Below are 21,650 nucleotides of genomic sequence, written 5' to 3'. Positions count from 1 at the left end.
ATTAAGTGACTAATTTTTATAAAACAATATCTGACACTTTCTATATTTTTAAATTGTGAGCCCAGGAGGCGTTTATCGAGATAGATGGCGCAGAGTGGGACATTATTTACCAGCACAGATGGAATAAATCGATGACAGAGGCTTTATTTAGTTCAAATAGTATTACTGAGCAGGCTGAGGTCACCTGCTTTCGAAATGATAGGGAGCAATTATTAATCGAGATGGTGGCGAAAGAGGTTAGAGTCGCACTGATCTATAATGGTATTTCTCATGTGGTAATGATGGCCTGCCCCACGGCGTTAAAAGAGTTCGCTATCGGCTTTAGTTTGTCCGAGTCGATTATTGAAACGGTCAAAGATATTCGCTCAATCGATATAGAACCTGTGGATAATGGGATTTTGGTGCATATAGAGCTAAGTTCGCGCTGTTTTATGCAGCTAAAAGCGCACCGTCGAAGCTTAGCTGGCCGTACTGGTTGTGGAATTTGTGGTGTTGAGCAGATTGAGCAAACAGTTAAGCCGATTGTTAAAGTGACAGGCACAGAAAGATTCAATTTACAGAGTTTAAAGCACGCATTAATTAACCTACATAAACACCAAGCTGCATTTAATCTGACTGGAGCCACCCACGCTGCTGCCACTTTATCGGCTGAAGGGGAGGTGATCTCTTGCTTTGAAGATGTGGGGCGCCATGTCGCACTCGATAAATTAATTGGTCATATCTGCTGTGAAAATCAGACTCGTCATTCGGCCTTGTTATTAACCAGTCGAGCCAGTTTTGAAATGGTGCAAAAAGCGGCTATTGCAAATATTAGTATTATATTTGCTATTTCTTCTGCAACTTCGTTAGCGATTGAGATCGCGAACAGATCGAATATTACCTTGGTTGGTTTTTGCCGTGAAAATAGAGTGACAATCTATACTCATCCCGAAAGGTTGTATTTATGTAATGAGATACTAAGTGATTTTGAAAATAATAACTTAGCTGTAATGTAATTAAGTTTTGGTAAGTTGAAATATGTGGTTAACGTTTAAAAATCAGTTTTTTATTAAATTCTGGTCGCCTTTTACTGCCGTGATTGCGGCGGGGATATTGTCTAGCTATTTCTTTGGTTTAACTGGCTCCTTGTGGGCGGTAACGGGCGAGTTTACCCGCTGGGGTGGCCATGTATTGCAGTGGTTTGGCGCAGAGCCAGAAACTTGGGAGTACTTTAAAATCATTGGCCTCAATGGTACGCCGCTCGATCGCGTTGGCGGAGTGATGATTATCGGTATGTTTGGTGGCTGTATGGCGGCGGTTTTATGGGCCAACAACTTAAAGCTACGCATGCCAAGCAGTAAAAAACGTATTGCTCAGGCACTGATTGGCGGCATGATCGCCGGCTTTGGTGCTCGCCTAGCGATGGGCTGTAACTTAGCGGCCTTCTTTACCGGTATTCCGCAGTTTACCTTGCATGCGTGGATTTTTGCCTTTGCTGCAGCTGCAGGTACATACATAGGCGCTAAAATCACCTTGATGCCGTTTTTCCGATCAAGTGCCACACTAAAGGTTGGCGGTTTGAAGAAAATCCCTAAGCCTAACCCAAATCAAGTGCAAAACCGTTTTCGCTTGGGCTGGCTGGTATTTGCGGCTATGGTCGCTCTGTCGCTGTATATCATGCAAAGCTCCACTAAGCTGGGTATTGCCATGCTAATGGGGATTATCTTCGGTCTCTTGATTGAACGTGCGCAGATCTGTTTTACCTCGGCATTTAGGGATATGTGGATCACTGGCCGTACCCATATGGCCAAGGCGATTATCTTAGGTATGGCGGTGAGCGTGATTGGTATTTATAGCTATGTGCAACTAGGCATGACGCCGAAAACCCTTTGGGCTGGCCCGAATGCGGTGATTGGTGGTTTGCTATTTGGCATAGGAATTGTGATTGCTGGTGGCTGTGAAACTGGCTGGATGTACCGCGCGTTAGAGGGCCAAGTGCACTTTTGGTGGGTCGGCATAGGTAATATTGTTGGCGCAACCATATTGGCTTATTACTGGGATGTGGTGGCTGAGCCATTGGCGACTAACTGGGACAAGGTGAATTTGCTTGATCTCTTTGGACCATTAGGTGGTTTAGGTGTGACTTATCTATTACTGGGCTTATCCTTTGTGCTGATTCTAGTGTGGGAACTGCATTTCTTTAACAAGCAAAAAAGCCAGCAACAAGAGTTAGTGGCAAAGCTCGCTGAATTAAAAGTTGCCGAGTTGAAGGCTGCTCCTGCGGCAATAGCAACGTCAGCAACACAAGCTTAAAAGACCAGCTTACAAAATAGTGAATTGATTTATGTGTTTTATATTCGGCTCAAGTCACTTGAGCCGACTTTTTTGCTGAGGAGCATCAAATGCCAGCATCTATCGTACCGGATTACAATTTAGAGATTTACGGTGAGCCTTGTCCCTATCCAGCTGTAGCCACACTTGAGGCGATGCAGTCACTTAAGGCGGGTGAAGTATTGGAAGTTATTACCGATTGCTCGCAGTCGATTAATAATATTCCTAACGATGCTAAAAACTATGGTTATGAGGTGTTAGAGGTTAGTCAGCAAGGTGTGATGCTGCGCTTTTTGCTTAAGAAGTAGTTGTGGTTTAATACCAATCGGTATAAGAGAAAACAGCAAAAAAATGCGCTTCAGGTTTTTACTGAAACGCATTTTTTGTAGCTATTACTTTAATATATCTATCACATTGAAGTGGCTACTTGCCGCGATATTTTAGCGATAACCCCGCAAGGAAGTTACGCAATACTTGATCGCCACACTCTTTAAAATGCTTGTGGCCAGGCTTTCTAAATAGCGCACCAAGCTCTGATTTAGACATATTAAACTCAGCTAATGCCAAGGTGTTAATTATGTCATCTTCGCGCATCTCAAGTGCCACTCTTAACTTTTTAAAGATAAGGTTGTTGTTGATTTGAGAGACAGGCTCTGGGATCTCAGCTCCCTCTCTTAGGCCGCGCTTTTCAATGATTAATCCATCTAAGAATAGACACATGGTCTTGTCGTTACATGGTTGGTAGCCCTCTTCTGACTCTTTCTTGAGCATATCAATCAGAAGTTCTTGAGACACTTCATGCTTTACCTTAGCGAAAATTTTAATCATTTTTGCATTTTGGTAATCAAACACGAAGCGAATACGGCGTAAAATATCATTGTTAATCATAAGTCTTCATTCTTTCTCTACGCGATTGCGCGGCTGCGCAATCATCATTGGCGGCTATTATAGCGAACAATTGACTTTATTCTGGCATTTATTTGATAACTCTATTCAGTATTTGGGTTATTGAATGACTATCGAATAGATAAATAAGCAGACAAAGCTGAGTAAATAAAACATACCTAAGGCAGAGAGACCTTTCATTTTTATTCCGTACCTATCTTGCTCGGGCAGGCTATTACTGGTCATCAGCTTGTAATTGAGCCAAGCAAATACGATTGTGGTCATAAAGGCCAATGTCATTACTATCTCAAGTAAAGGCAGTAGGGCACCTTTAAAAAACAGTACGATAGCGAGTCCCAAAGCGCTGATTATGAGCATCATTGTCGTTAGGCGCCTATTCGAGTCCTGCTGCTTACGCAGAAGCTGCCAACTCATGTTTAAGGTTCGACTGTAACCGTCGATGACAGTGACAGTGGTACTAAAGATACATAGAAGCGCGACAGCGCCGATAAGGTAGCGGGTCTGTTCACCAAGCACTTGGCTATATAGGGTGATGAGTTGGCTGGCAAACTTAACCCCTGATGGAGAGAACTGCTCACCACTGCCGTGCATCACAAGTGAGCCTAAGGCTAAGAAGGTGACGGCTAACAGTGCAGTGATCAGATAGCCAAAGTTAAAATCAAAAATCGCCTGCTTTTTGGATATAGGCTGTGACTTTTGCTTCTCCAGCAACCAGAGTGAGTTCCAAACACTCACCTCAATAGGTGCTGGCATCCAGCCCATCATGGCGACTAAAAATCCGATATTGGCCCACTGCCAAGGGGATTGAGGGATAAAGTCTGGATGTATGACTGGAGGAATATTAAAAGCCAGGGCAACTGCGGCCAAAGTTGAAACCGTTAACGCTAGCATGATTATCTTGGTTAATTTATCGAGCAGGGCATAGTGGCCTAAGATCAGTATGGTTAGACTGGCAATCAATACGATAAAGGCGAGTAGATCGATAGACAGGGGGATAAATAGCGTTAGCATAGCCGCTGTTAGCATAGTGACTCCCGCGGTACTGGCAATAGCGGCTAGTGTATTGAGTCCACTAAAGAGCAGTAAATAGCCGCGCCCCTGTTTTAAGTAACCATGGAGTAGGCTCTCTCCAGTTGCTGCTGTATAGCGAGCCCCTGCTGCAAAAAATGGGTATTTAAGTAGATTAACAGCAAGAATAACCCAAGCTAGTTGCCAGCCAAACTCTGCACCTGCTCGCGTTGATGAGACTAAGTGTGACGCGCCAATCGCAGCGGCTGCCATTAATAGCCCTGGCCCCAGTGCGGCCAAAAAATATCGAGAACGTTTTAATCGTGATGTATTGAGGTTACTGTTTGCGCTATACAACTTTTCCATTGGGCCTTTAGGTTTTCTATCGAATCAATGGCACAGAATATGACACGCTTCTCATTCAGATAAAAGGGGCTATTTATCTATCTATGAACTCTTTTTTATTTTCTTTAACTCTTCGAAGGATATTTATTTTTAATGTTAACTTTTAGATTAATGTAAGAGTTCATAATTTAAAAGTTCTAGTATTAAAGTATTAAATTAATTGAATCGGTTTTATTATATAGAGGGTGCCAGTGTAAGTCTTAATTAAATTTTACATTTTACCTCTTTCAATCTATTTGACTTTACTTATTTAGTCATTAGGTTGGGTTTTGTGATCTTTGAGTAATGTGACTGAAATTTGTAGTAGTCAGATCACTATAATAAATTAAAATAATATAACCCTGAGGATGATTATGAAATTACTACAAGCATTGCCAAGCTTATGTGCTGTGGCTGTATCAGCTGTTTATGCTCCTAATATAATGGCAGCTGATGAAGAGGTTGAACGAATAGAGGTCACAGGTTCACATATTAAACGCACTGATATGGAGGGGCCATCACCGGTTACCTCTATCTCTGAGGAGGATATTAGTAACTCTGGTGCCACGGATTTAATCGGACTTTTCTCTAAGCTTCCTATTTCGGGTCAAGGCACCTTTTCTACACAAGCAAATAGTAGTGATGACACAGCCAATGGTGGATCAAGTGTTTCATTACGCGGATTAGGAGCTGATTCCACCTTGATACTTGTTAATGGAAGACGAGTATCTGTTAGTCCATTTGCAAAAGGGATCGATACCGCTTTTGTCGATATTAATAATATCCCAGTATCGGCGATTAAACGGGTTGATATCTTAAAAGATGGCGCTTCAGCAACTTATGGCTCTGATGCTATTGCGGGCGTGATTAATATTATTCTAAGGGATGATATTGATGGCGCTGAAATAACCGCAAGAATAGGTGATACCTCTGCTGGAGGGGGTAAAGAGGAGAGTGCTAGTTTAGTTTGGGGAAGCCATACAGAAAAGAGCAGCCACACTTTTATTCTAGATTATTTTAATCGTGAGGAGTTGCTTTATGGGGATCGAGATTACTCTAGGTCTTCTAACCAACAAGCTTTAAGACCTAACGATCCATTTGCAGAAGATATGAGAAGTTCTTCTGGATTCCCTGGTACTGTTGCGCTTAAAAGTGATCCAACTAATCGTCTACCTGATACCTTTGGTAATGATGTTTGTTCACCAGAGGATACCGATCTAGTCAATAACCTGTGCCGCTATGATTATGCACCTGTTATGACCATGGTGCCTGAGAATAAGCGTTTTAGTGTTAACTATATGGGTAAGTATGATATTACCGATAATGTTAGTGGTTTCCTTGAGTTTAATGGGCAAAGCTCAAAAACGACGGTAAAAGGTGCCGGTAGCCCGAGCTTTAATGAGCTGTTTATGTCTGCAGATAATCCAAATCACCCATTTGCAGATATGCCGACCCATGAGTTTTATAATCAAGATTTAACCATGCGCCGTCGTATGGTGGATATTGGTAACCGCTTAAAAGAGGTAGAGTCTGATTATTATCGTACGGTTATTGGTCTTAACGGCCAGTTTGGCGAGTGGGATTGGGAGACAGCGTTTAGTTATATCAACAGTAAATCTGTAGAACGTGGTATCGATGGTTTCCCCAATTCTCGTCGCGCTCAGGAAGCGATTGATAACGGTAGTTGGAACCCATTTGAGCCTTCATCTAATACTCAAGAGGCGTTAGATTTTATCGAGACTACTACCAATCGTGTGGGTGAGTCGACCAACCGTTCACTCGATGCAAAGCTGTCAGGTCCTCTACTTGAGATGCCAGCAGGTGAGCTTATGGTGGCGTTTGGTGTAGAGTACCGCGAAGAGACTATCAGTGATAATCCCGATGATCAGTTCTTGCGCGGTGAGGTATTTGGAACCGAGGCGACCCAAGCGAATGGCGAGCGTGACAATACCGCGTTTTATGCCGAGTTAGGTGTGCCGGTATTTGAATCACTGGAGCTACAGTTAGCCCTTCGTCATGAGGATTACAGTGATTTTGGTACAACAACCGATCCTAAGGTTTCACTGCTTTGGTCACCATTGGAAGATCTCTCTTTTAGGGGATCATGGGGCACAGCATTTAGAGCACCATCTTTAGCTCAATTAGGGTTAGGAAGGACAGATGAATCTCCAACACTTGTTGATACCATACGTTGTAATGCGGTAGGAAATATTAACAAGGCCTGTGAGAATCAGGAATACACAGCTGTGTTTGAGGGTAACCCAGACTTAGGGCCAGAAGAGTCCACAAGTTATAACTTAGGTGTTATCTATAACATTACTGATAATTTGAATTTCTCATTAGATTATTATAGTTATGATATTGAAAATATTATAGATTCTGACACCCAGTTCGTTTTCAGTAACTTTGGTGATGATCCTAGTGTTGTTGAGCGTCTACCTTCAACGATCCCAAATGATCCCGGTGAAGTGGTGACCATCTATGATTCATTCCAAAATATTGGCGACTTAGTGACCACTGGTTTAGATCTGGATGCCAACTTCCTGCTTGAAACTGGTGCTGGCGAGTTTAAGTTTAGCTATGCTCTGAACTATATTCTTAAGTATGAAGATAAGCGCCCCGATGTGGATGGTGGACAGAGGATCAATATTGTAGAGGGGGATTTTGAGCAGCCTGAAGCACGTTGGACTGCTGGTGTCGATTGGACCATTACTGATTTTAGATCTTATCTAGGTCTAAATTATATTGGTGAGTTTAAGCAGAAAGAAGCGGTCCAAAAAGAGGGAATGGCTGATATTGATGCCATGATGACCGTTGATGCATCGGTTAACTACTATGGATTACCCGATACTGTGCTGACATTGGGGGCGACCAATCTACTTGATGAAGAGCCACCTTTCTCCTATCACGACTTTATGGGGTATGTGACCTCAGTACACAGTGGTCAAGGGAGATTTGTTTATCTACAGGCGAGCTACAGCTTTTAAACGTGTTTAACGTTTAATCTGTAACTAAATACTAAGCGGCCCCACATGGGCCGCTTTTTTTGTTTTAATGGCAACAGGCTTATAGAAAACTAATTGTCGAAGGAGTGAGAATGATTAAGTTATATGGTGTACCTCGTAGCCGTTCACTGCGTGTATCTTGGATGCTTGAGGAGCTAGGGCTGGATTGGCAGTACCATTTTATTAATTTTGCAAAGGGGGATAGTCGTAGTGAATCTTTCCTTGCTGTTAACCCTTGCGGAAAAGTACCCGCTTTAGTGGATAATGACCTAGTAGTGACAGAATCTGCAGCAATTGTACTGTATTTGGCTGAAAAATATGGTGACAGAAAGCTATTACCAGAAGCTGGAAGCGATGCCAGTGCGCTGCATCACCAGTGGGTGAGTTTTATTACCTGTGAGCTTGAGCAGCCGCTCTGGACCATAGGTAAACATAAGTTTGCGCTGCCAGAGGAGATACGTCAGCAGAGTATGTTTGCCGTGGCAAAATGGGAGTTTGATAAGGCTGCGGCCATTGCTGAAAACTGGTTACCTGACAGTGATTTTTTATTGGGTGATACGTTGTCTGCGGCTGATATCTTACTAGGACATACTCTGTTGTGGGCGACACGTTTTGAGCAGGATATTCCGCCTAAGTTAGCGGCATATCGCGATCGCGTGACAGCGAGACCTGCGATGGTTAAAGCTCTCGAAAAAGAGGTTGCAGGGGCTGAGTAACTTCTATCTTTGGTATCATCTATTAGAAATGAAAAAAGCATCGATGAAAGATGCTTTTTTTGTTTGTCATTTGGGTCTAGCTTACATACTTTTCGAAACTCGAAATTAGATCTGAGTCGCAGCCCATTTAGCGCGGCTTTCTCGACTCTCTTTTAAGCCCTCTTTTTCGCGGTAAGCTTTATAACTCTCCACCTCTAATGCCACTAGAGTGACATCGACCTCGAGTATCAGCTTACACTCTTTTTTAATGCGCCAAGCTGAGGTGTTATAGAGTTCGGTAAGGGGGAGGGCGCCTAAAAACTCTGGATTATACTGAGCGTATAGTGCCTGAGTTGGGTAGACGACAAAGCTAAGTTGGCGCTTTGGCTCCTTTTTAAAGAGTTCTTCGATACCATCACAGGTATTAAGCACCTGCATCTCGATGGTTTCGTCAATTTCGATAAGCTTTTTCTCTGCTAAACCTGAAACGGGTTTCTCACCTGCTTCCCAAGCGATCACATCCTCTTCGCTTGCTTTGCTCAGTTCGGCAACTTGTGCAGTGGTGAGGCCTAAAGATAAGCGCAGGTATTTAATTTCAATGGCGTTTAAGCCTGTATTCTTTGACATTGTATTTCCAAAAATAGTGTTCAGTGCGCTTATGGAAGCGAAAGATAAACTTATGATCTATTAGAATCGGCTAGTGAATTAGCCTATAACTTAGCTCTTCATCCAGACTTGCTCTACCCATTCCCATAAGGATTCCCAGTACTCACTCTCACTGCCATCTTCGTTCCAAAGCAGCATCTGTCCCTCTTGGTCGATACAGTAGAAACTGTTGCCCTGTTGGCAAACAGCGACGTATTCACGGGGCATGCCGATAGACCAGGCATAAGCGGTGACTTCCGGTAGGAAAGTATGGGAGTTAGGATCGCTCACGGTAACAGGTTCTAGAGAGCCATAGATGACATCACTGGCGTAGAGCAGATACTGTTTTAACTCACCAGGAAGGGGCATCAAGATCTCCTCCTCGGCCATAACGAGCTGGTCAAATGTTGGGAGTTCTAAAGGAATAGGAACGGTTTCACTCATTTCCTGTAGTTGCTCTATGATGTCGTGCATTGTCTCTTCGCTAGTTAGCTATCAGTAAAGGGGGAGTATATCTTGAATTGGTGGAATTTGTTAGTTGGATAAATGGTCGAAAGCCTAAGGTGCTTAAGGCTTTCGACTGAGGAGATTAGGCGGCCACTGGGAGCACGCCTGCACTGTCGATGCGTTTATAGTTCAGCCAAGCTTTATGATACTGCTTGTGAGAGCTTTGACGCAGCTCGATGATCCTTGCTGTTTCACTGTCAAATAGCTCCCTGTTCTCTACATTTGCTAAGGCTTCAATCTCCTGTATCTCTTCATAGGACTTATGTTCAGGGCCACTTTTTATCTTAGCTATCTCGTTAAGGTGGAGCTGAACTTCAACAATCATCCCTGTTTGAGGGAGTTTTATCAGGGTATTGAGATCTCGGTAGCCTGACTCTTTTGGAGAGGAGAAGCGGTTTTTCACTTGGAGCACTTGAGTCTGCTCACTGAGTGTTTGGTAAGCCTGCATAAGATCGTGAATATTATTGGCAAGTATGCTGGCTCTGGCTAAATCGGTGAGCTGACTGGCATCACCATCGAACTTAGTTGTGATCTTGTTTAGGGCTCTCTCATAGGTTTTTATGGGGGGAAGGGACGCGTTGAGTGAGCCTTGTTGAGTGATGGTATTGATGATGTGGTTGAGTTCATCCTGTGCGGATTGGGCTGTCGAATATAAGGTATCTAGATCGCTGCTTGTTTGTCTGGGAGTATGCTGCTGATGGCTGGAGATTAAATACAAACCTGTGAGATTTTTTGGCAGTGACTGCCTGACGGCATAGTTATCGCTCTTCTCTTTGATCTGATTTTGAAATTCATGGGTCGCCGCGAAGCCTGTGCGGGTAGAGAGGAGAAGCAGAAAGATGAAAAACGTTCTAAATAACTTGTTCATACTGTTCATAAACATACGATGGACCTCAAAACTCGTTAAGAATGCAAATGGTCATTAACTATTCATATATCAATCTATAGGGAGCCCCCTTAATCGCGGCTGAACGGATAATTAAAGTTTGTTCATGGAGAGATTACCTTAAATTACAGGCAAAAAAAGAGCGCCTATAGCGCTCTTTTAAAAGAAAATATGCAATACCAATCATTATAAGAAAGTGATCTACTCAGAGCGCTTTTTGGCAAACTAATTCAAGGCGAATGGATGATGGAATGGTTATTCCCTTGTGAGTTCATTCAACGCAGAAGTAGACAGCCAAAAACACTCCTTACAGGCGAATTTTAGCGCATCCGATGCGGTGTTAACGAGCTTAAACGTAGAACAACTATGTTCTTCACTCGTTGCCTTGCCTCTGAAGCGCTAAATTCTCGCTGAGCGATCACCTCTTTATACTGGTTGGTATATTACCAAATTTTGACTCGTTTTTCGGGAGCTATGTACATGGCATCCCCCTCTTTTACATCAAAAGTGCTGTAGAACTGAGGCATGTTTGACAGGGCGCCCAGCGAGCGGAACTTAGCGGGTGAATGTGGATCGGTGGCCACACGGTTACGCATCGACTCCTCTTTCATCTTAGCGCGCCAAATTTGTGTGAAGCCGATGAAGAAACGCTCATCACCGGTTAAGCCATCGATCACTGGGGCTTCTTTGCCATTGAGTGAGTGCTGGTAAGCTTTATAAGCGATAGTCACACCAGATAGATCACCAATGTTTTCACCTAGTGTCAGTTCGCCATTCACATGTAGGTCGTCAAATACCGCATAACCGTTGTACTGCTCAACCAGTGCTTTACCACGAGCGGCAAACTCTGTGAGGTCATTCTCAGTCCACCAATCGCGCATGTTACCTTCGCCATCAAACTTCGCACCTTGGTCATCAAACCCATGGCCCATCTCATGTCCAATTACCGCGCCAATGCCACCATAGTTTACTGCATCATCCGCTTCCATATTGAAGAAAGGAGGTTGTAAGATTGCGGCAGGGAACACAATTTCATTCATGGTTGGGTTGTAGTAAGCGTTCACGGTTTGTGGCGTCATATGCCACTCCCACTTACGGATTGGACCCGCTAATTTTTCAAGCTCTTTCTCATGGCCTAGTTCATTTGCACGGATATTGTTACCGATCAGATCGTCAGCTTTAATGGTCAGTTTGTCATAATCTTCCCATCTGTCTGGGTAGCCGATTTTCGGGTCGAACTTAGCGAGTTTATCTCTGGCGGCAACTTTAGTATCTGCGCTCATCCAAGTCAGACCATCTATGCTCTCACCGTATGCGCCACGAAGGTTTTCAACCAGAGCTTGCATGCGAGTTTTAGCTTCAGGCGTAAAGTGACGTTTAACATAAACCTTGCCTACCACTTCGCCTAATACACTGTTAACTGTACTTACGCCGCGCTTCCAGCGAGGTTGCTGCTCCTCTTGACCATTAAGAGTCTTAGAGAAGAACTCAAAGTTCTCATTATCCAGTTCGGCGGTCATCTCTCCTGCAAAGTGAGTCAGGAGTTGCCATTTCATGTAGGTTTGCCACGCCGCGAGGTCGTTAGCTTTTAATACTTCGCTGAAGCCTTCAATAAAGCTTGGCTGATTGATGATGATATCAGGCTGTTTTGCAACGCCTAGTGTAGTGAGGTAACCATTCCAGTCGATATCAGGAGCCATGGCTGAAAGCTCTTCTATCGTCATCTTGTTATAGGTCTTAGTGCTGTCACGTGTTTCAACAACGTCCCAGTGTTTGCCTGCGATGGCTGTTTCAAGGGCTAAAATCTGCTCTGCACTGGCTTTAGGCTTGTCAAAACCGGCTAAAGTGAACATCTTCTCGATATGCTCAACATAGGCTTTACGGATATTTACGAAGCGCTCACCTTCATTGAAATAGTAATCTTTCTCTGGCAGGCTCAACCCGTACTGCCAAATATGGGTTGCGTAACGGCTAGAGTCTTTAGCGTCAACACCTATGTAGAAAGCCAGTGGGGTGCCGCCACCGATGATCTGGCTGTGAGCGAAGTAGTTAACCAGATCGCCTTTGGTTTTCAGTGCTGCAATCTTATCTAGTTCACTCTGAATTGGCTTTGTACCAAGCTTATTCAGTGTCTCTGTATCCATAAATGAGCGGTAAAGATCGGCCACTTTTTGCTCGTCACTGCCAGCAACTAGGTTTGGCGTAGCGGCTACCTCTTCGATAATGGCTTTGACATCATCACGAGACTTTTCACGTAGGTCATAGAAAGCACCTGTGCTGGTTCTGTCACTTGGGATCACAGTGTTTTTAAGCCAAGTACCATTTACATAGCTGTAGAAATCATCTTGTGGGCGAATGGATTTGTCGAAATTGGCGAAGTCTATTCCTGAACTTAAGGCCTTTTCAACGGCGACAGCGGTATCTGTTTTAGTGGTTTCTGGAGCCTTAACTTCGGCTTCTTCATTATTGCAGGCAGTGAGGCCCAATATGAGTGAGGCACAAAGTCCCCCGACGAGTGCTTTATTCATTTTTTTTCCTTTTAATCTGCAGTTTGCCCCTCTAAGAGCATTTTTATTATTTATATGCCTTTGTAGTAGGTAATAATCTCAATTTGGCATAGTGGTACACATGTTAAGGCCATAGAGGGATTGTAAACAAGCTTTTGAACTGTGATGAAGCCGATTGAAGCGGCTTCATATGTAAGAAAAGGTTTCCTTTTTAAAAATACTCACTCATGGAGAGGTAACGTTGCCGTATATGCTCGATCAAAAGACGTATTTTTTTCGGTGGCTGACGAGTAAACGGATAGACCGCATAGATACCTAGCTTTTTAGCGACACGGTTGGGCATGACATCGATTAAATCTCCCTTCATCAGATCGTGATAGACCAAACATCGAGGAACATAGGCGATACCATATCCACCTAATGCAGCTTTTCTCAGGGCAGCGGCATTGTCTGTGGTGAAGTTGCCTTTAATTTTTAGCATATAGTTACCCTCATCGCCTTTGAACTCCCATTCGCTAGCCCCAGTTGTCTGATAGGCGTATTGCAAGCAGTTATGATCAAGTAGGGCTTCAGGTTCTGTCGGTTGACCGTGACGTTTGATGTAGTCGGGGGTGGCGCAGATGATCCATTGTGATTCGAGAATATGGCGGGCGATTAAACTTGAGTCCTCTAAGTAACCAGTACGGATCACCAGATCATAATTATCTTCGATAAGATCGACAAAAAGGTTTTCTAGTGACATATCTACCGTCATGCCTGGATTGAGTGAGCAAAATTCAGCAACGGCATCAGCTAAGAGTAGATCCCCTGAAATGGTGGGTACAGACATCTTAATATGGCCTGTAATGCTCTCTCCAAACCCAGAGACGGTATTGATCGCTTCTGTGGCCACTTGTTGGACATTCGTGGCTCCCTTATACAACTTTTTTCCCGCTTCACTTAGGGTGAGTTTTCGAGTCGTCCGATAGAGGAGCTGTACTCCAAGGTCTTTCTCTAATCGGGCAATACGTTTGCTAACCACAGAGTTAGTAAGTGAATTTTGCTCAGCAACTCGGCTAAATGAACCCTGCTCAACCACTTGGGCAAAGAGAATTAAGTCATCAATTTTCGTCATATTAATGCACTTTTGGAAAGAATGTTTTTCATTATTTCTCTATATCATGAAAAAAGAAAGGGGTACGGTTACATCGCTTTAACAAAATAGGTTCACGTGAGGGTGAGCAATAAGCTAATCAGACTGGGTCAATGCCAATAATAAAAGCAATCACGATGAGGGTTGCGACCTCAAATAGGCATATATCAAACGGTATATCGACCAAGTCAAATAGTGAGATGAAAGGATAACAAGTATGACTCAAACCTTACTCGCGTTAATCGCATTTACCCCTATTGTGGTCGCGGGTGTTCTCCTGCTACTTCTTAACTGGCCAGCAAAACGTGCAATGCCAGTTGCTTTTGTCACGACTGTTATTATCGCGCTGTTTAGCTGGGATATGTCAGTCACCCGTGTTTTTGCTTCATCACTGCAAGGTCTAGCCATTACGGTTTCGGTGCTGTGGATTATCTTCGGCGCCATTTTTTTACTTAATACCTTGAAGCATACCGGGGCAATAGGTGCCATACGAAATGGCTTTACCAACATCTCAGCCGACAGGCGGGTGCAAGCAATCATTATCGCGTGGTGTTTTGGCTCATTTATTGAGGGGGCATCGGGGTTCGGTACCCCAGCTGCGATTGCCGCTCCTCTATTAGTGGCAATCGGCTTTCCAGCAATGGCTGCGGTGTTAATGGGAATGATGATCCAATCAACGCCAGTTTCATTTGGCGCAGTTGGAACGCCCATTATCGTGGGAGTTAACAAGGGGCTTGATACCCATAACATCACACAAGCACTGCTTGCTAATGGCTCAAGCTGGGATTTTTATCTGCAACAGATCACTACTAATGTAGCGTTAATTCATGGTGCTGTCGGCACCTTTATTCCCGTTTTAATGGCCATGATGTTGACTCGATTTTTTGGTAGAAATAGAAGCTGGACTGAAGGGTTAGATATCTTACCTTTTGCACTTTTTGCGGGTTTAGCTTTTACCATCCCCTACGCCTTAACTGGCATGTTTCTCGGTGCTGAGTTTCCCTCACTTATTGGTGGCTTAGTGAGTCTGGCCATTGTGGTGTCGGCGGCGAAGAGGGGTTTTCTTGTACCGAAAAAAACATGGGACTTTGATCAGGAGGAGAGCTGGCCAGCAGAGTGGTTAGGCTCATTAAAGATGGAGCTTAATGATAATCACAAGCCGATGAATTTAATATTGGCCTGGACGCCCTATGTGCTACTGGCGCTTATATTGGTGCTCAGCCGTGTGAGCTCAGAGCTCAAAGAGCTACTACGAGAGGTGAGTGTATCGTTTACAAATATATTAGGTGAGGTGGGAGTCAGTGCGGCGATTCAACCTCTCTATCTTCCTGGTGGTATTTTAGTGTTTGTGGCGCTGCTGGCTGCGCTGCTTCAGTCTGGCAGTGTTAAACCTATGGCGAGCGCGTTTAGCGAGTCGAGCAAAACCTTAATGGGCGCCGGCTTTGTGCTTATGTTCACTATCCCAATGGTACGTATCTTTATTAACTCAGGTGTAAATGGCGCTGATTTAGCCAGCATGCCTGTTACCACGGCTAACTTCGTCTCAGGCCTTGTGGGGGATTTTTTCCCTGCATTGAGTGCGAGTATAGGTGCTTTAGGGGCATTTATTGCTGGCTCAAACACGGTGTCAAACATGATGTTTAGTCAGTTTCAATATGAGGTCGCCCATACTTTAGCTGTGTCGAGCGCCGCTATGGTATCACTGCAAGCGGTTGGTGCTGCGGCTGGAAACATGGTTGCGATACACAATGTGGTTGCGGCTTCAGCTACAGTCGGTTTACTGGGCCGTGAAGGTGCAACTCTACGTAAAACGATTATTCCTACTTTTTTCTATCTTGTGCTCACCGGCATTATAGGGTTAGTTATGATCTACGGTTTTCATCTTTCTGATGCATTAATGGTTAGCCAGCAAGGTTATTAAGGAGTGTTATCTATGCGAGTCTACCCTGCAAAACCTAAGACCGTTTATCTCTATGGTACCTGCCTTGTGGATATGTTTGACCCAGAAGCGGGACTGGATGCAATTAGCTTGCTTGAGCAGCAGGGCCTTGAAGTGATCTTTATTGAAAAGCAGACCTGTTGTGGTCAGCCTGCCTATAGCTCTGGTTATACCAAGGAAGCGAAAAGTGTAGCGCAAAGTCAGATGGCGCTTTTTGATGAGCCTTGGCCTGTGATTGTGTTGTCGGGATCCTGCGGTGGCATGATGCATCACCATTATCGCCGACTTTTTCAGGGTGATAGTGCGTTGGCAAAGGTGGAGCAGTTTTGTGAGCGGGTATTTGAGTTGACTGAGTTTCTGGTCAATGTGTGTCGTATAAAACTGGAAGACAAGGGGGAGCAGACCTCTGTAGTGATGCATACCTCCTGCGCCGCACGCCGTGAGATGAATGTTCACGTGACTGCGACTGAGTTACTGGGTCAGCTAGATAGAGTGACGCTAAAAGAGCAAGCTTATGAGAGCGAGTGCTGTGGTTTTGGTGGTACTTTTGCTGTGCGTCATCCTAATATCAGTCAGGCGATGGTGGAGGATAAGACTCGCCACTTATCAGAGACGAAAGCGGCGCTGCTGGTTAGTGCAGACTGGGGATGTTTATTGAATATTAATGGCGCCTTTGAGTACCAAGGGCACTCGATGCAAGGCCGTCATCTTGCCAGTTTTTTACTCGAACGTACGGGAGGTAAGTGATATGAGTCATACCTTCAATGGTCCTGAGAATATTCACTCTCAAGCTAAAGCTGCGCTGGACGATCCGCAGTTGCGACAGAATTTCCGTGGGGCGATGGATTACCTGCAAGATAAACGCAGAAGCGCCTTTGCCGATCCTGATGAGGAGAGCAAAATCCGTGAGCTTTCAGAAGCTATCCGTCAACGTTGTTTGAGTAAGCTGCCAGAGTTACTTGAGCTGCTCGATGCCAACTGTAGCCGCAATGGAATGGTGGTGCACTGGGCGCAAGATGAGACAGAAGCTAACGAGATTATTGCCAATATTGCGCAGCAGCATCAGGCGAAAACAATAGTGAAAGGCAAGTCCATGGTGAGTGAGGAGATTGAGCTCAACCATGAGATGGCAAAGTTGGGGATTGAATGCCTAGAGAGTGATATGGGGGAGTATATTGTCCAGCTCGATGGCGACAAACCGTCTCATATCATTATGCCTGCTATCCATAAAAATAAGCAGGAGGTGAGTGATACCTTTGAGGCACATCTAGATGATTTTACCCCAACAGTGGATGTTGATGAGCTGATCCAAACAGGGCGGACACGTCTTAGGCAGAAGTTTCACGATGCTGATATCGGTTTATCTGGAGTTAATTTTGCCGTCGCCGAAACCGGGACTTTGTGTTTAGTGGAAAATGAGGGGAATGGTCGCATGTGCACCACAGTCCCTAAGGTGCATATTGCCATTACTGGTATCGAAAAAGTGGTGGAGTTCCTATCTGATGTGCCGCCGCTCTACAGCGCTTTGACACGTTCAGCCACGGGGCAAGCAATTACTACTTACTTTAATATGATCAGCTCGCCACGTAAAAGTGGTGAATTAGATGGGCCTTTAGAGCTGCATCTGGTTTTATTAGATAACGGCCGAACTCAGGCATTTCAAGATGAAGAGATGCGTAAAACCTTGCAGTGTATTCGCTGCGGCGCCTGCATGAACCATTGTCCTGTCTATACCAGGATCGGAGGGCACGCCTACGGTACTGTGTATCCTGGGCCGATAGGCAAAATTATCTCGCCACATCTGATGGGGTTGGAAAAAACCAAGGAGTTAGTCACAGCCTCAAGTTTGTGCGGTGCGTGTGGAGAGGTTTGCCCGGTGCGTATCCCTATCCCTGAGATGCTGCAACGACTGCGCACAGAAGCCAAAAATCCCCCTAAACCTGACGCGATAGCGATAGAGGGGCAAGCTTCGGCTTCCAGTACTCTTGAGTCATTGGCGATGAAAGGCTTTGCGTTCGCGGCAACCCATCCCAAGCTCTATCACACGGGTAGCTGGTCGGCGACTAAGCTTAGAGGCTTAATGCCTAATAAAATAGGCCCTTGGACTCAATGTCGTACCTCGCCAAAACTAGCGAGTAATACCCTGCATCAGCTGATTAAGGCGCGTAATAAGAGAGCGGGAGGTGAGTCATGAGTTCAGCTAATCATATCTCAGCTAAAAATGCCATCTTAGCCAAACTCCGAGATGCTAAGGCGAGAGCAATACCGAAGGAGACCTTAGGTTATCCTGTGTGGCAAAGTCATGATAACGAATTAATCAAGCAGCGATTTATAGCAGGGCTCTTAGCCAGTCACGCAGAAGTGAGCTGCGTTAACGCGTCTGAAATACCTAAAACATTAGCGCGAGTACTTAATAGTAAAGGTTGTGAGAAAGTGATTGTTGGCGACGCTAATGCTGAGCAGGGCAGTGGTGAGTTCTTCCCCGCAATACTCGAAGGCGCACACAGAATTGAAGTCACTCAGTTTGATTGTGAGTTTGAAGCGCTTAAAACAAGCCTATTTACTGAGTTTGATGCTGGGATCACCCACTGCTTAGGTGGTATAGCCGATACGGGAACTTTAGTGCTTTGGCCAGATATTGCTGAGCCGAGAACCCTCTCCTTAATTCCGCCGTGTCATATTGCGCTAATAAAGCGTTCAACAATCGTCAGCAACTTTGCCCAGATGATGACTTTGCAAGCATGGCAGGAGAAGATGCCAACTAATATCGTTTTAGTCTCCGGCCCCTCAAAAACGGCTGATATTCAACAAACACTTGCTTATGGGGCACATGGGCCGAGTCAGTTGGTTGTTATCTTGGTTGAGGATAGGTAATGGAGCTTGTCTATCAAGAGTTTATAACCAGACTTGCTATATCCGTTGAATCCGAGCGCATAGTGATAGATAAAGCAAAAATGCTGGCTTATGGTACAGATGCCAGTTTTTATCGTTTAACGCCTAAAGTGGTGGTTCGATTAAAAAGTCTCGATGAGGTGATCTACACCCTTAAAATCTGCAGTGAACTTGATATCCCTTGCACCTTTCGTGCAGCGGGGACTAGCTTATCTGGTCAGGCTGTTTCCGATTCGGTATTGATAGCATTAACCGATGATTGGCGTGGACATAAGATCTTAGATGGCGGAGATAGGATCTGCTTACAACCTGGGGTGATAGGCAGTGATGCCAATCGCTATTTACTCCCATTTGGTCGAAAGATAGGTCCCGATCCTGCTTCGATAAACAGTTGTAAAATTGGCGGTATTGCGGCAAATAATGCCAGTGGTATGTGCTGTGGTACGGCGCAGAATACCTATCAAACTCTTGATGATATGACATTGGTTTTTGCTGATGGTTTTGTATTGAATACTGCTGATGAAACCAGTGTTTCAGTATTCAAAAATCAAAAGAGAGACTTGATTAAGGGCGTTGAATCACTATGCGACACAGTAAGGAGCAATCTCGCTCTTGAAGCTCGAATTCGTCATAAATACCGTTTAAAGAATACCACCGGCTATGCGTTAAATTCGCTGGTGGATTATTGCGATCCTATTGATGTTATTAAGCATCTGATGGTAGGCTCTGAAGGGACCTTAGGTTTTATCGCTGAGATCACCTATAAAACGGTGGTCGAGCACGCTTATAAAGCGTCGGCATTGATTGTCTTTAATGATATCGAACAGGCGTGCAGGGCGGTCTCTGCCTTGGCATCGGAGCCTGTGGCTGCTGTAGAGATGATGGATGGCCGAGCTATGGCCTCAGTGGCTGATAAGGCGGGGATGCCGGCGTTTATTAAGCGCCTTGATCTTGAGGCGTGCGCTTTACTGATTGAGACGCGTGCCAGTAATAAGGCTCAGCTGCTTGCGCAGTGCGAGCAAGTTAAAGAGACCTTGTTACCATTTTTTGTGATTGATTCTATCGATTTTACATCTCGAGCCGACACGCTCGCCATGCTGTGGGGAATACGCAAAGGGATGTTCCCAGCTGTGGGCGCGGTTCGAGAAGTGGGCACATCGGTGATAATTGAAGATGTAGCTTTTCCTGTGGAGCTGCTTGCTGCAGGAGTGCGTGATCTGCAGCAGTTGTTCAATCAATTTAAGTATGATGAGGCGATTATCTTTGGCCATGCGCTAGAGGGAAACCTTCATTTTGTGTTCACTCAAGGGTTTGAGTCCGAGGATGAGATAGAGCGTTACGGCGACTTTATGGATGCTGTGGCTGAGCTTGTGGCAGTGAAATATCAGGGCTCATTAAAAGCTGAGCATGGAACTGGGCGTAATATGGCTCCCTATGTTGAGCTTGAGTGGGGGCAAGATGCTTACCGCTTAATGCAGGAGGTCAAAAGATTATTTGATCCAAGAGGGATACTTAACCCCGGTGTAATTCTTAATGAGGACAGTCAGTGTCATATTAAACACCTTAAACCTATGCCCAAGGCCGATGAGCTGGTTGACCGCTGTATTGAGTGTGGTTTTTGTGAGCCAGTTTGTCCCTCTCGAACACTGACCTTGTCACCTCGCCAGCGTATTGTTCTCTACCGTGAGTTACAGCGCAGAGAAGCAGCTGGAGAGCGAGAAGAGGTAAAAGCGTTAGCTAAGGTGTTCGAATACCAAGGGCTGGATACATGCGCAGCAACAGGGTTGTGTGCTGAGCGTTGCCCCGTGGGGATCAATACTGGCGAGCTGGTTAAGAAGCTACGTAGGGCTAAATATCAAAAGTTTACCCCTATTGCCCGTTGGACAGTAGAACACTTTGATACCACGACCAAGATGGTTAAGTTCGGGTTAGGGGCAAATCAACAAGCACAGAAAATATTAGGTGATAAAGTTGTGGGCAACTTGGTTAACGGCTTGCGCAGTTTGACTCAAGGCGCCACGCCTGCTTGGACTCCTCAATACCCAGCTGTTAATCGACATAAGCCAGCATCATTTTCAGCGAGATCAGAAAGAGTCGAGTTGGCTACAGAGCCCCCTCTGCAAAAAGTTGTCTATATGCCCTCATGCGCTAGCCGCACTATGGGTCAGCAGTTGGGTAATCGTGAGCAACGCTCTTTGACTCAAGTGACGGAGTCGTTATTACAGAAAGCTGGTATAGCGGTGATTGTCCCATTAGCGTTAAATGAGCAGTGTTGCGGCATGCCCTATGACAGTAAAGGTATGACAGAGGTTGCAGATAAAAAATCTAAGCAGTTAGAGGAGCGGTTATGGCAAGCAAGCGAACAGGGAAGGTGGCCTGTGTTAATGGATACCAGTCCCTGCGCTAAACGAAGTATTGAGCAGTTTACAAAGCCGATTGAGGTATTTGAGCCCGTAGGCTTTGCGCATCGGTATCTGCTTAAACATCTGCATATAACTCCGACTGATGAAGCTGTCACCTTGCATGTAACCTGCAGCTCTCGCCGAATGGGACTTGAAAATACCATGCTTGAGTTGGCCAAGGTTTGCACACCCAATGTGATTGTTCCTGAACATATCCAATGTTGTGGCTGGGCTGGAGATAAAGGATTTACCACACCTGAGCTGAATATGGCTGCGTTAACGTCATTGAAAAAGCAGCTCCCGGCTGAGTGTCAGCGGGGTTTTAGTAACAGTCGAACCTGTGAAATTGGTTTATCTCATCATGGCGGCATCCCCTATCAGTCGATTTTCTATCTACTTGATGAGGTGAGTACTGAAAAGGGCGAGTAGCCT

At 44.9% G+C, this 21,650-nt stretch carries 17 protein-coding genes; 10 read left to right on the top strand and 7 right to left on the bottom strand.

What is annotated here, in order from left to right:
- The first annotated feature begins 131 nt into the window (after nt 1–131).
- From fdhD to yedF, 3 genes are all read left to right on the top strand, one after another.
- On the top strand, nt 132–995 hold the full coding sequence (fdhD, locus tag K0625_RS04875; RefSeq protein ID WP_220108648.1) for a formate dehydrogenase accessory sulfurtransferase FdhD: 864 nt from the start codon (nt 132–134) through the stop codon (nt 993–995).
- Between the two features lie 22 nt (nt 996–1,017).
- The gene (gene yedE, locus K0625_RS04870; protein WP_220108647.1) at nt 1,018–2,292 is read left to right on the top strand and encodes a selenium metabolism membrane protein YedE/FdhT; all 1,275 of its coding nucleotides are present in this window, start codon (nt 1,018–1,020) and stop codon (nt 2,290–2,292) included.
- An 89-nt stretch (nt 2,293–2,381) separates the two neighbouring features.
- Nucleotides 2,382–2,618, top strand: a complete 237-nt coding sequence (gene yedF / locus K0625_RS04865) for a sulfurtransferase-like selenium metabolism protein YedF (RefSeq protein WP_220108646.1) — start codon at nt 2,382–2,384, stop codon at nt 2,616–2,618.
- Between the two features lie 115 nt (nt 2,619–2,733).
- On the opposite strand, the gene K0625_RS04860 is transcribed toward yedF, so the two are convergent.
- The gene (locus K0625_RS04860; protein WP_012323544.1) at nt 2,734–3,198 is read right to left on the bottom strand and encodes a YehS family protein; all 465 of its coding nucleotides are present in this window, start codon (nt 3,196–3,198) and stop codon (nt 2,734–2,736) included.
- A gap of 117 nt (nt 3,199–3,315) precedes the next feature.
- Nucleotides 3,316–4,590, bottom strand: coding sequence for an NRAMP family divalent metal transporter (locus tag K0625_RS04855; protein ID WP_220108645.1), 1,275 nt, complete (start codon nt 4,588–4,590; stop codon nt 3,316–3,318).
- A 392-nt stretch (nt 4,591–4,982) separates the two neighbouring features.
- Between K0625_RS04855 and K0625_RS04850 the strand changes: the two genes are divergently transcribed.
- Both K0625_RS04850 and K0625_RS04845 read left to right on the top strand, forming a co-directional pair.
- Nucleotides 4,983–7,595 (top strand): TonB-dependent receptor plug domain-containing protein, encoded by a 2,613-nt coding sequence (locus tag K0625_RS04850; RefSeq protein WP_220108644.1) that lies wholly within the window; start codon nt 4,983–4,985, stop codon nt 7,593–7,595.
- 110 nt (nt 7,596–7,705) lie between these two features.
- Entirely contained in the window at nt 7,706–8,329 is a 624-nt protein-coding gene (locus tag K0625_RS04845) for a glutathione S-transferase family protein (RefSeq protein WP_220108643.1), read from the top strand.
- Between the two features lie 105 nt (nt 8,330–8,434).
- Here the strand turns inward: K0625_RS04845 and K0625_RS04840 are convergent, their stop codons facing one another.
- The 5 genes from K0625_RS04840 to K0625_RS04820 all read right to left on the bottom strand — a co-directional run bounded on the left by K0625_RS04840 (nt 8,435) and on the right by K0625_RS04820 (nt 13,967).
- A complete protein-coding gene (locus tag K0625_RS04840; RefSeq protein ID WP_220108642.1) occupies nt 8,435–8,935 on the bottom strand; it encodes a DUF4447 family protein in 501 nt (166 codons plus the stop codon).
- Nucleotides 8,936–9,025: 90 nt separating this feature from the next.
- A complete protein-coding gene (locus K0625_RS04835; protein WP_012323550.1) occupies nt 9,026–9,427 on the bottom strand; it encodes an SMI1/KNR4 family protein in 402 nt (133 codons plus the stop codon).
- 115 nt (nt 9,428–9,542) lie between these two features.
- Nucleotides 9,543–10,328, bottom strand: a complete 786-nt coding sequence (locus tag K0625_RS04830; protein ID WP_220108641.1) for a RelA/SpoT-related domain-containing protein — start codon at nt 10,326–10,328, stop codon at nt 9,543–9,545.
- 461 nt (nt 10,329–10,789) lie between these two features.
- Nucleotides 10,790–12,874 carry a M13 family metallopeptidase gene (locus K0625_RS04825; RefSeq protein WP_220108640.1) on the bottom strand — a complete coding sequence of 695 codons (2,085 nt, stop codon included), beginning with the start codon at nt 12,872–12,874 and terminating at the stop codon, nt 10,790–10,792.
- Between the two features lie 190 nt (nt 12,875–13,064).
- Complete coding sequence (locus K0625_RS04820) at nt 13,065–13,967, bottom strand: LysR family transcriptional regulator (RefSeq protein ID WP_220108639.1); 903 nt, start codon at nt 13,965–13,967, stop codon at nt 13,065–13,067.
- Nucleotides 13,968–14,202: 235 nt separating this feature from the next.
- On the opposite strand from K0625_RS04820, the gene K0625_RS04815 reads away from it, so the two are divergent.
- From K0625_RS04815 to K0625_RS04795, 5 genes are read left to right on the top strand one after another with little or no spacing between them, the layout of a single operon-like run.
- Entirely contained in the window at nt 14,203–15,906 is a 1,704-nt protein-coding gene (locus K0625_RS04815; RefSeq protein ID WP_220108638.1) for an L-lactate permease, read from the top strand.
- A 12-nt stretch (nt 15,907–15,918) separates the two neighbouring features.
- On the top strand, nt 15,919–16,671 hold the full coding sequence (locus K0625_RS04810; RefSeq protein WP_220108637.1) for a (Fe-S)-binding protein: 753 nt from the start codon (nt 15,919–15,921) through the stop codon (nt 16,669–16,671).
- A gap of 1 nt (nt 16,672) precedes the next feature.
- Nucleotides 16,673–18,118, top strand: a complete 1,446-nt coding sequence (locus tag K0625_RS04805) for a LutB/LldF family L-lactate oxidation iron-sulfur protein (protein ID WP_220108636.1) — start codon at nt 16,673–16,675, stop codon at nt 18,116–18,118.
- Nucleotides 18,115–18,798 (top strand): LutC/YkgG family protein, encoded by a 684-nt coding sequence (locus K0625_RS04800; protein WP_220108635.1) that lies wholly within the window; start codon nt 18,115–18,117, stop codon nt 18,796–18,798. Before K0625_RS04805 ends, K0625_RS04800 begins: the two co-directional genes overlap by 4 nt.
- Nucleotides 18,798–21,647 carry an FAD-binding and (Fe-S)-binding domain-containing protein gene (locus K0625_RS04795; RefSeq protein ID WP_220108634.1) on the top strand — a complete coding sequence of 950 codons (2,850 nt, stop codon included), beginning with the start codon at nt 18,798–18,800 and terminating at the stop codon, nt 21,645–21,647. Before K0625_RS04800 ends, K0625_RS04795 begins: the two co-directional genes overlap by 1 nt.
- Nucleotides 21,648–21,650: the final 3 nt, after the last annotated feature.

This window comes from Shewanella nanhaiensis, from assembly GCF_019457885.1.
GTDB lineage: Bacteria > Pseudomonadota > Gammaproteobacteria > Enterobacterales > Shewanellaceae > Shewanella > Shewanella nanhaiensis.
The sequence above is the reverse complement of the archived record's forward strand: the minus strand, read 5'-3'. Positions and strand labels throughout refer to the sequence as shown.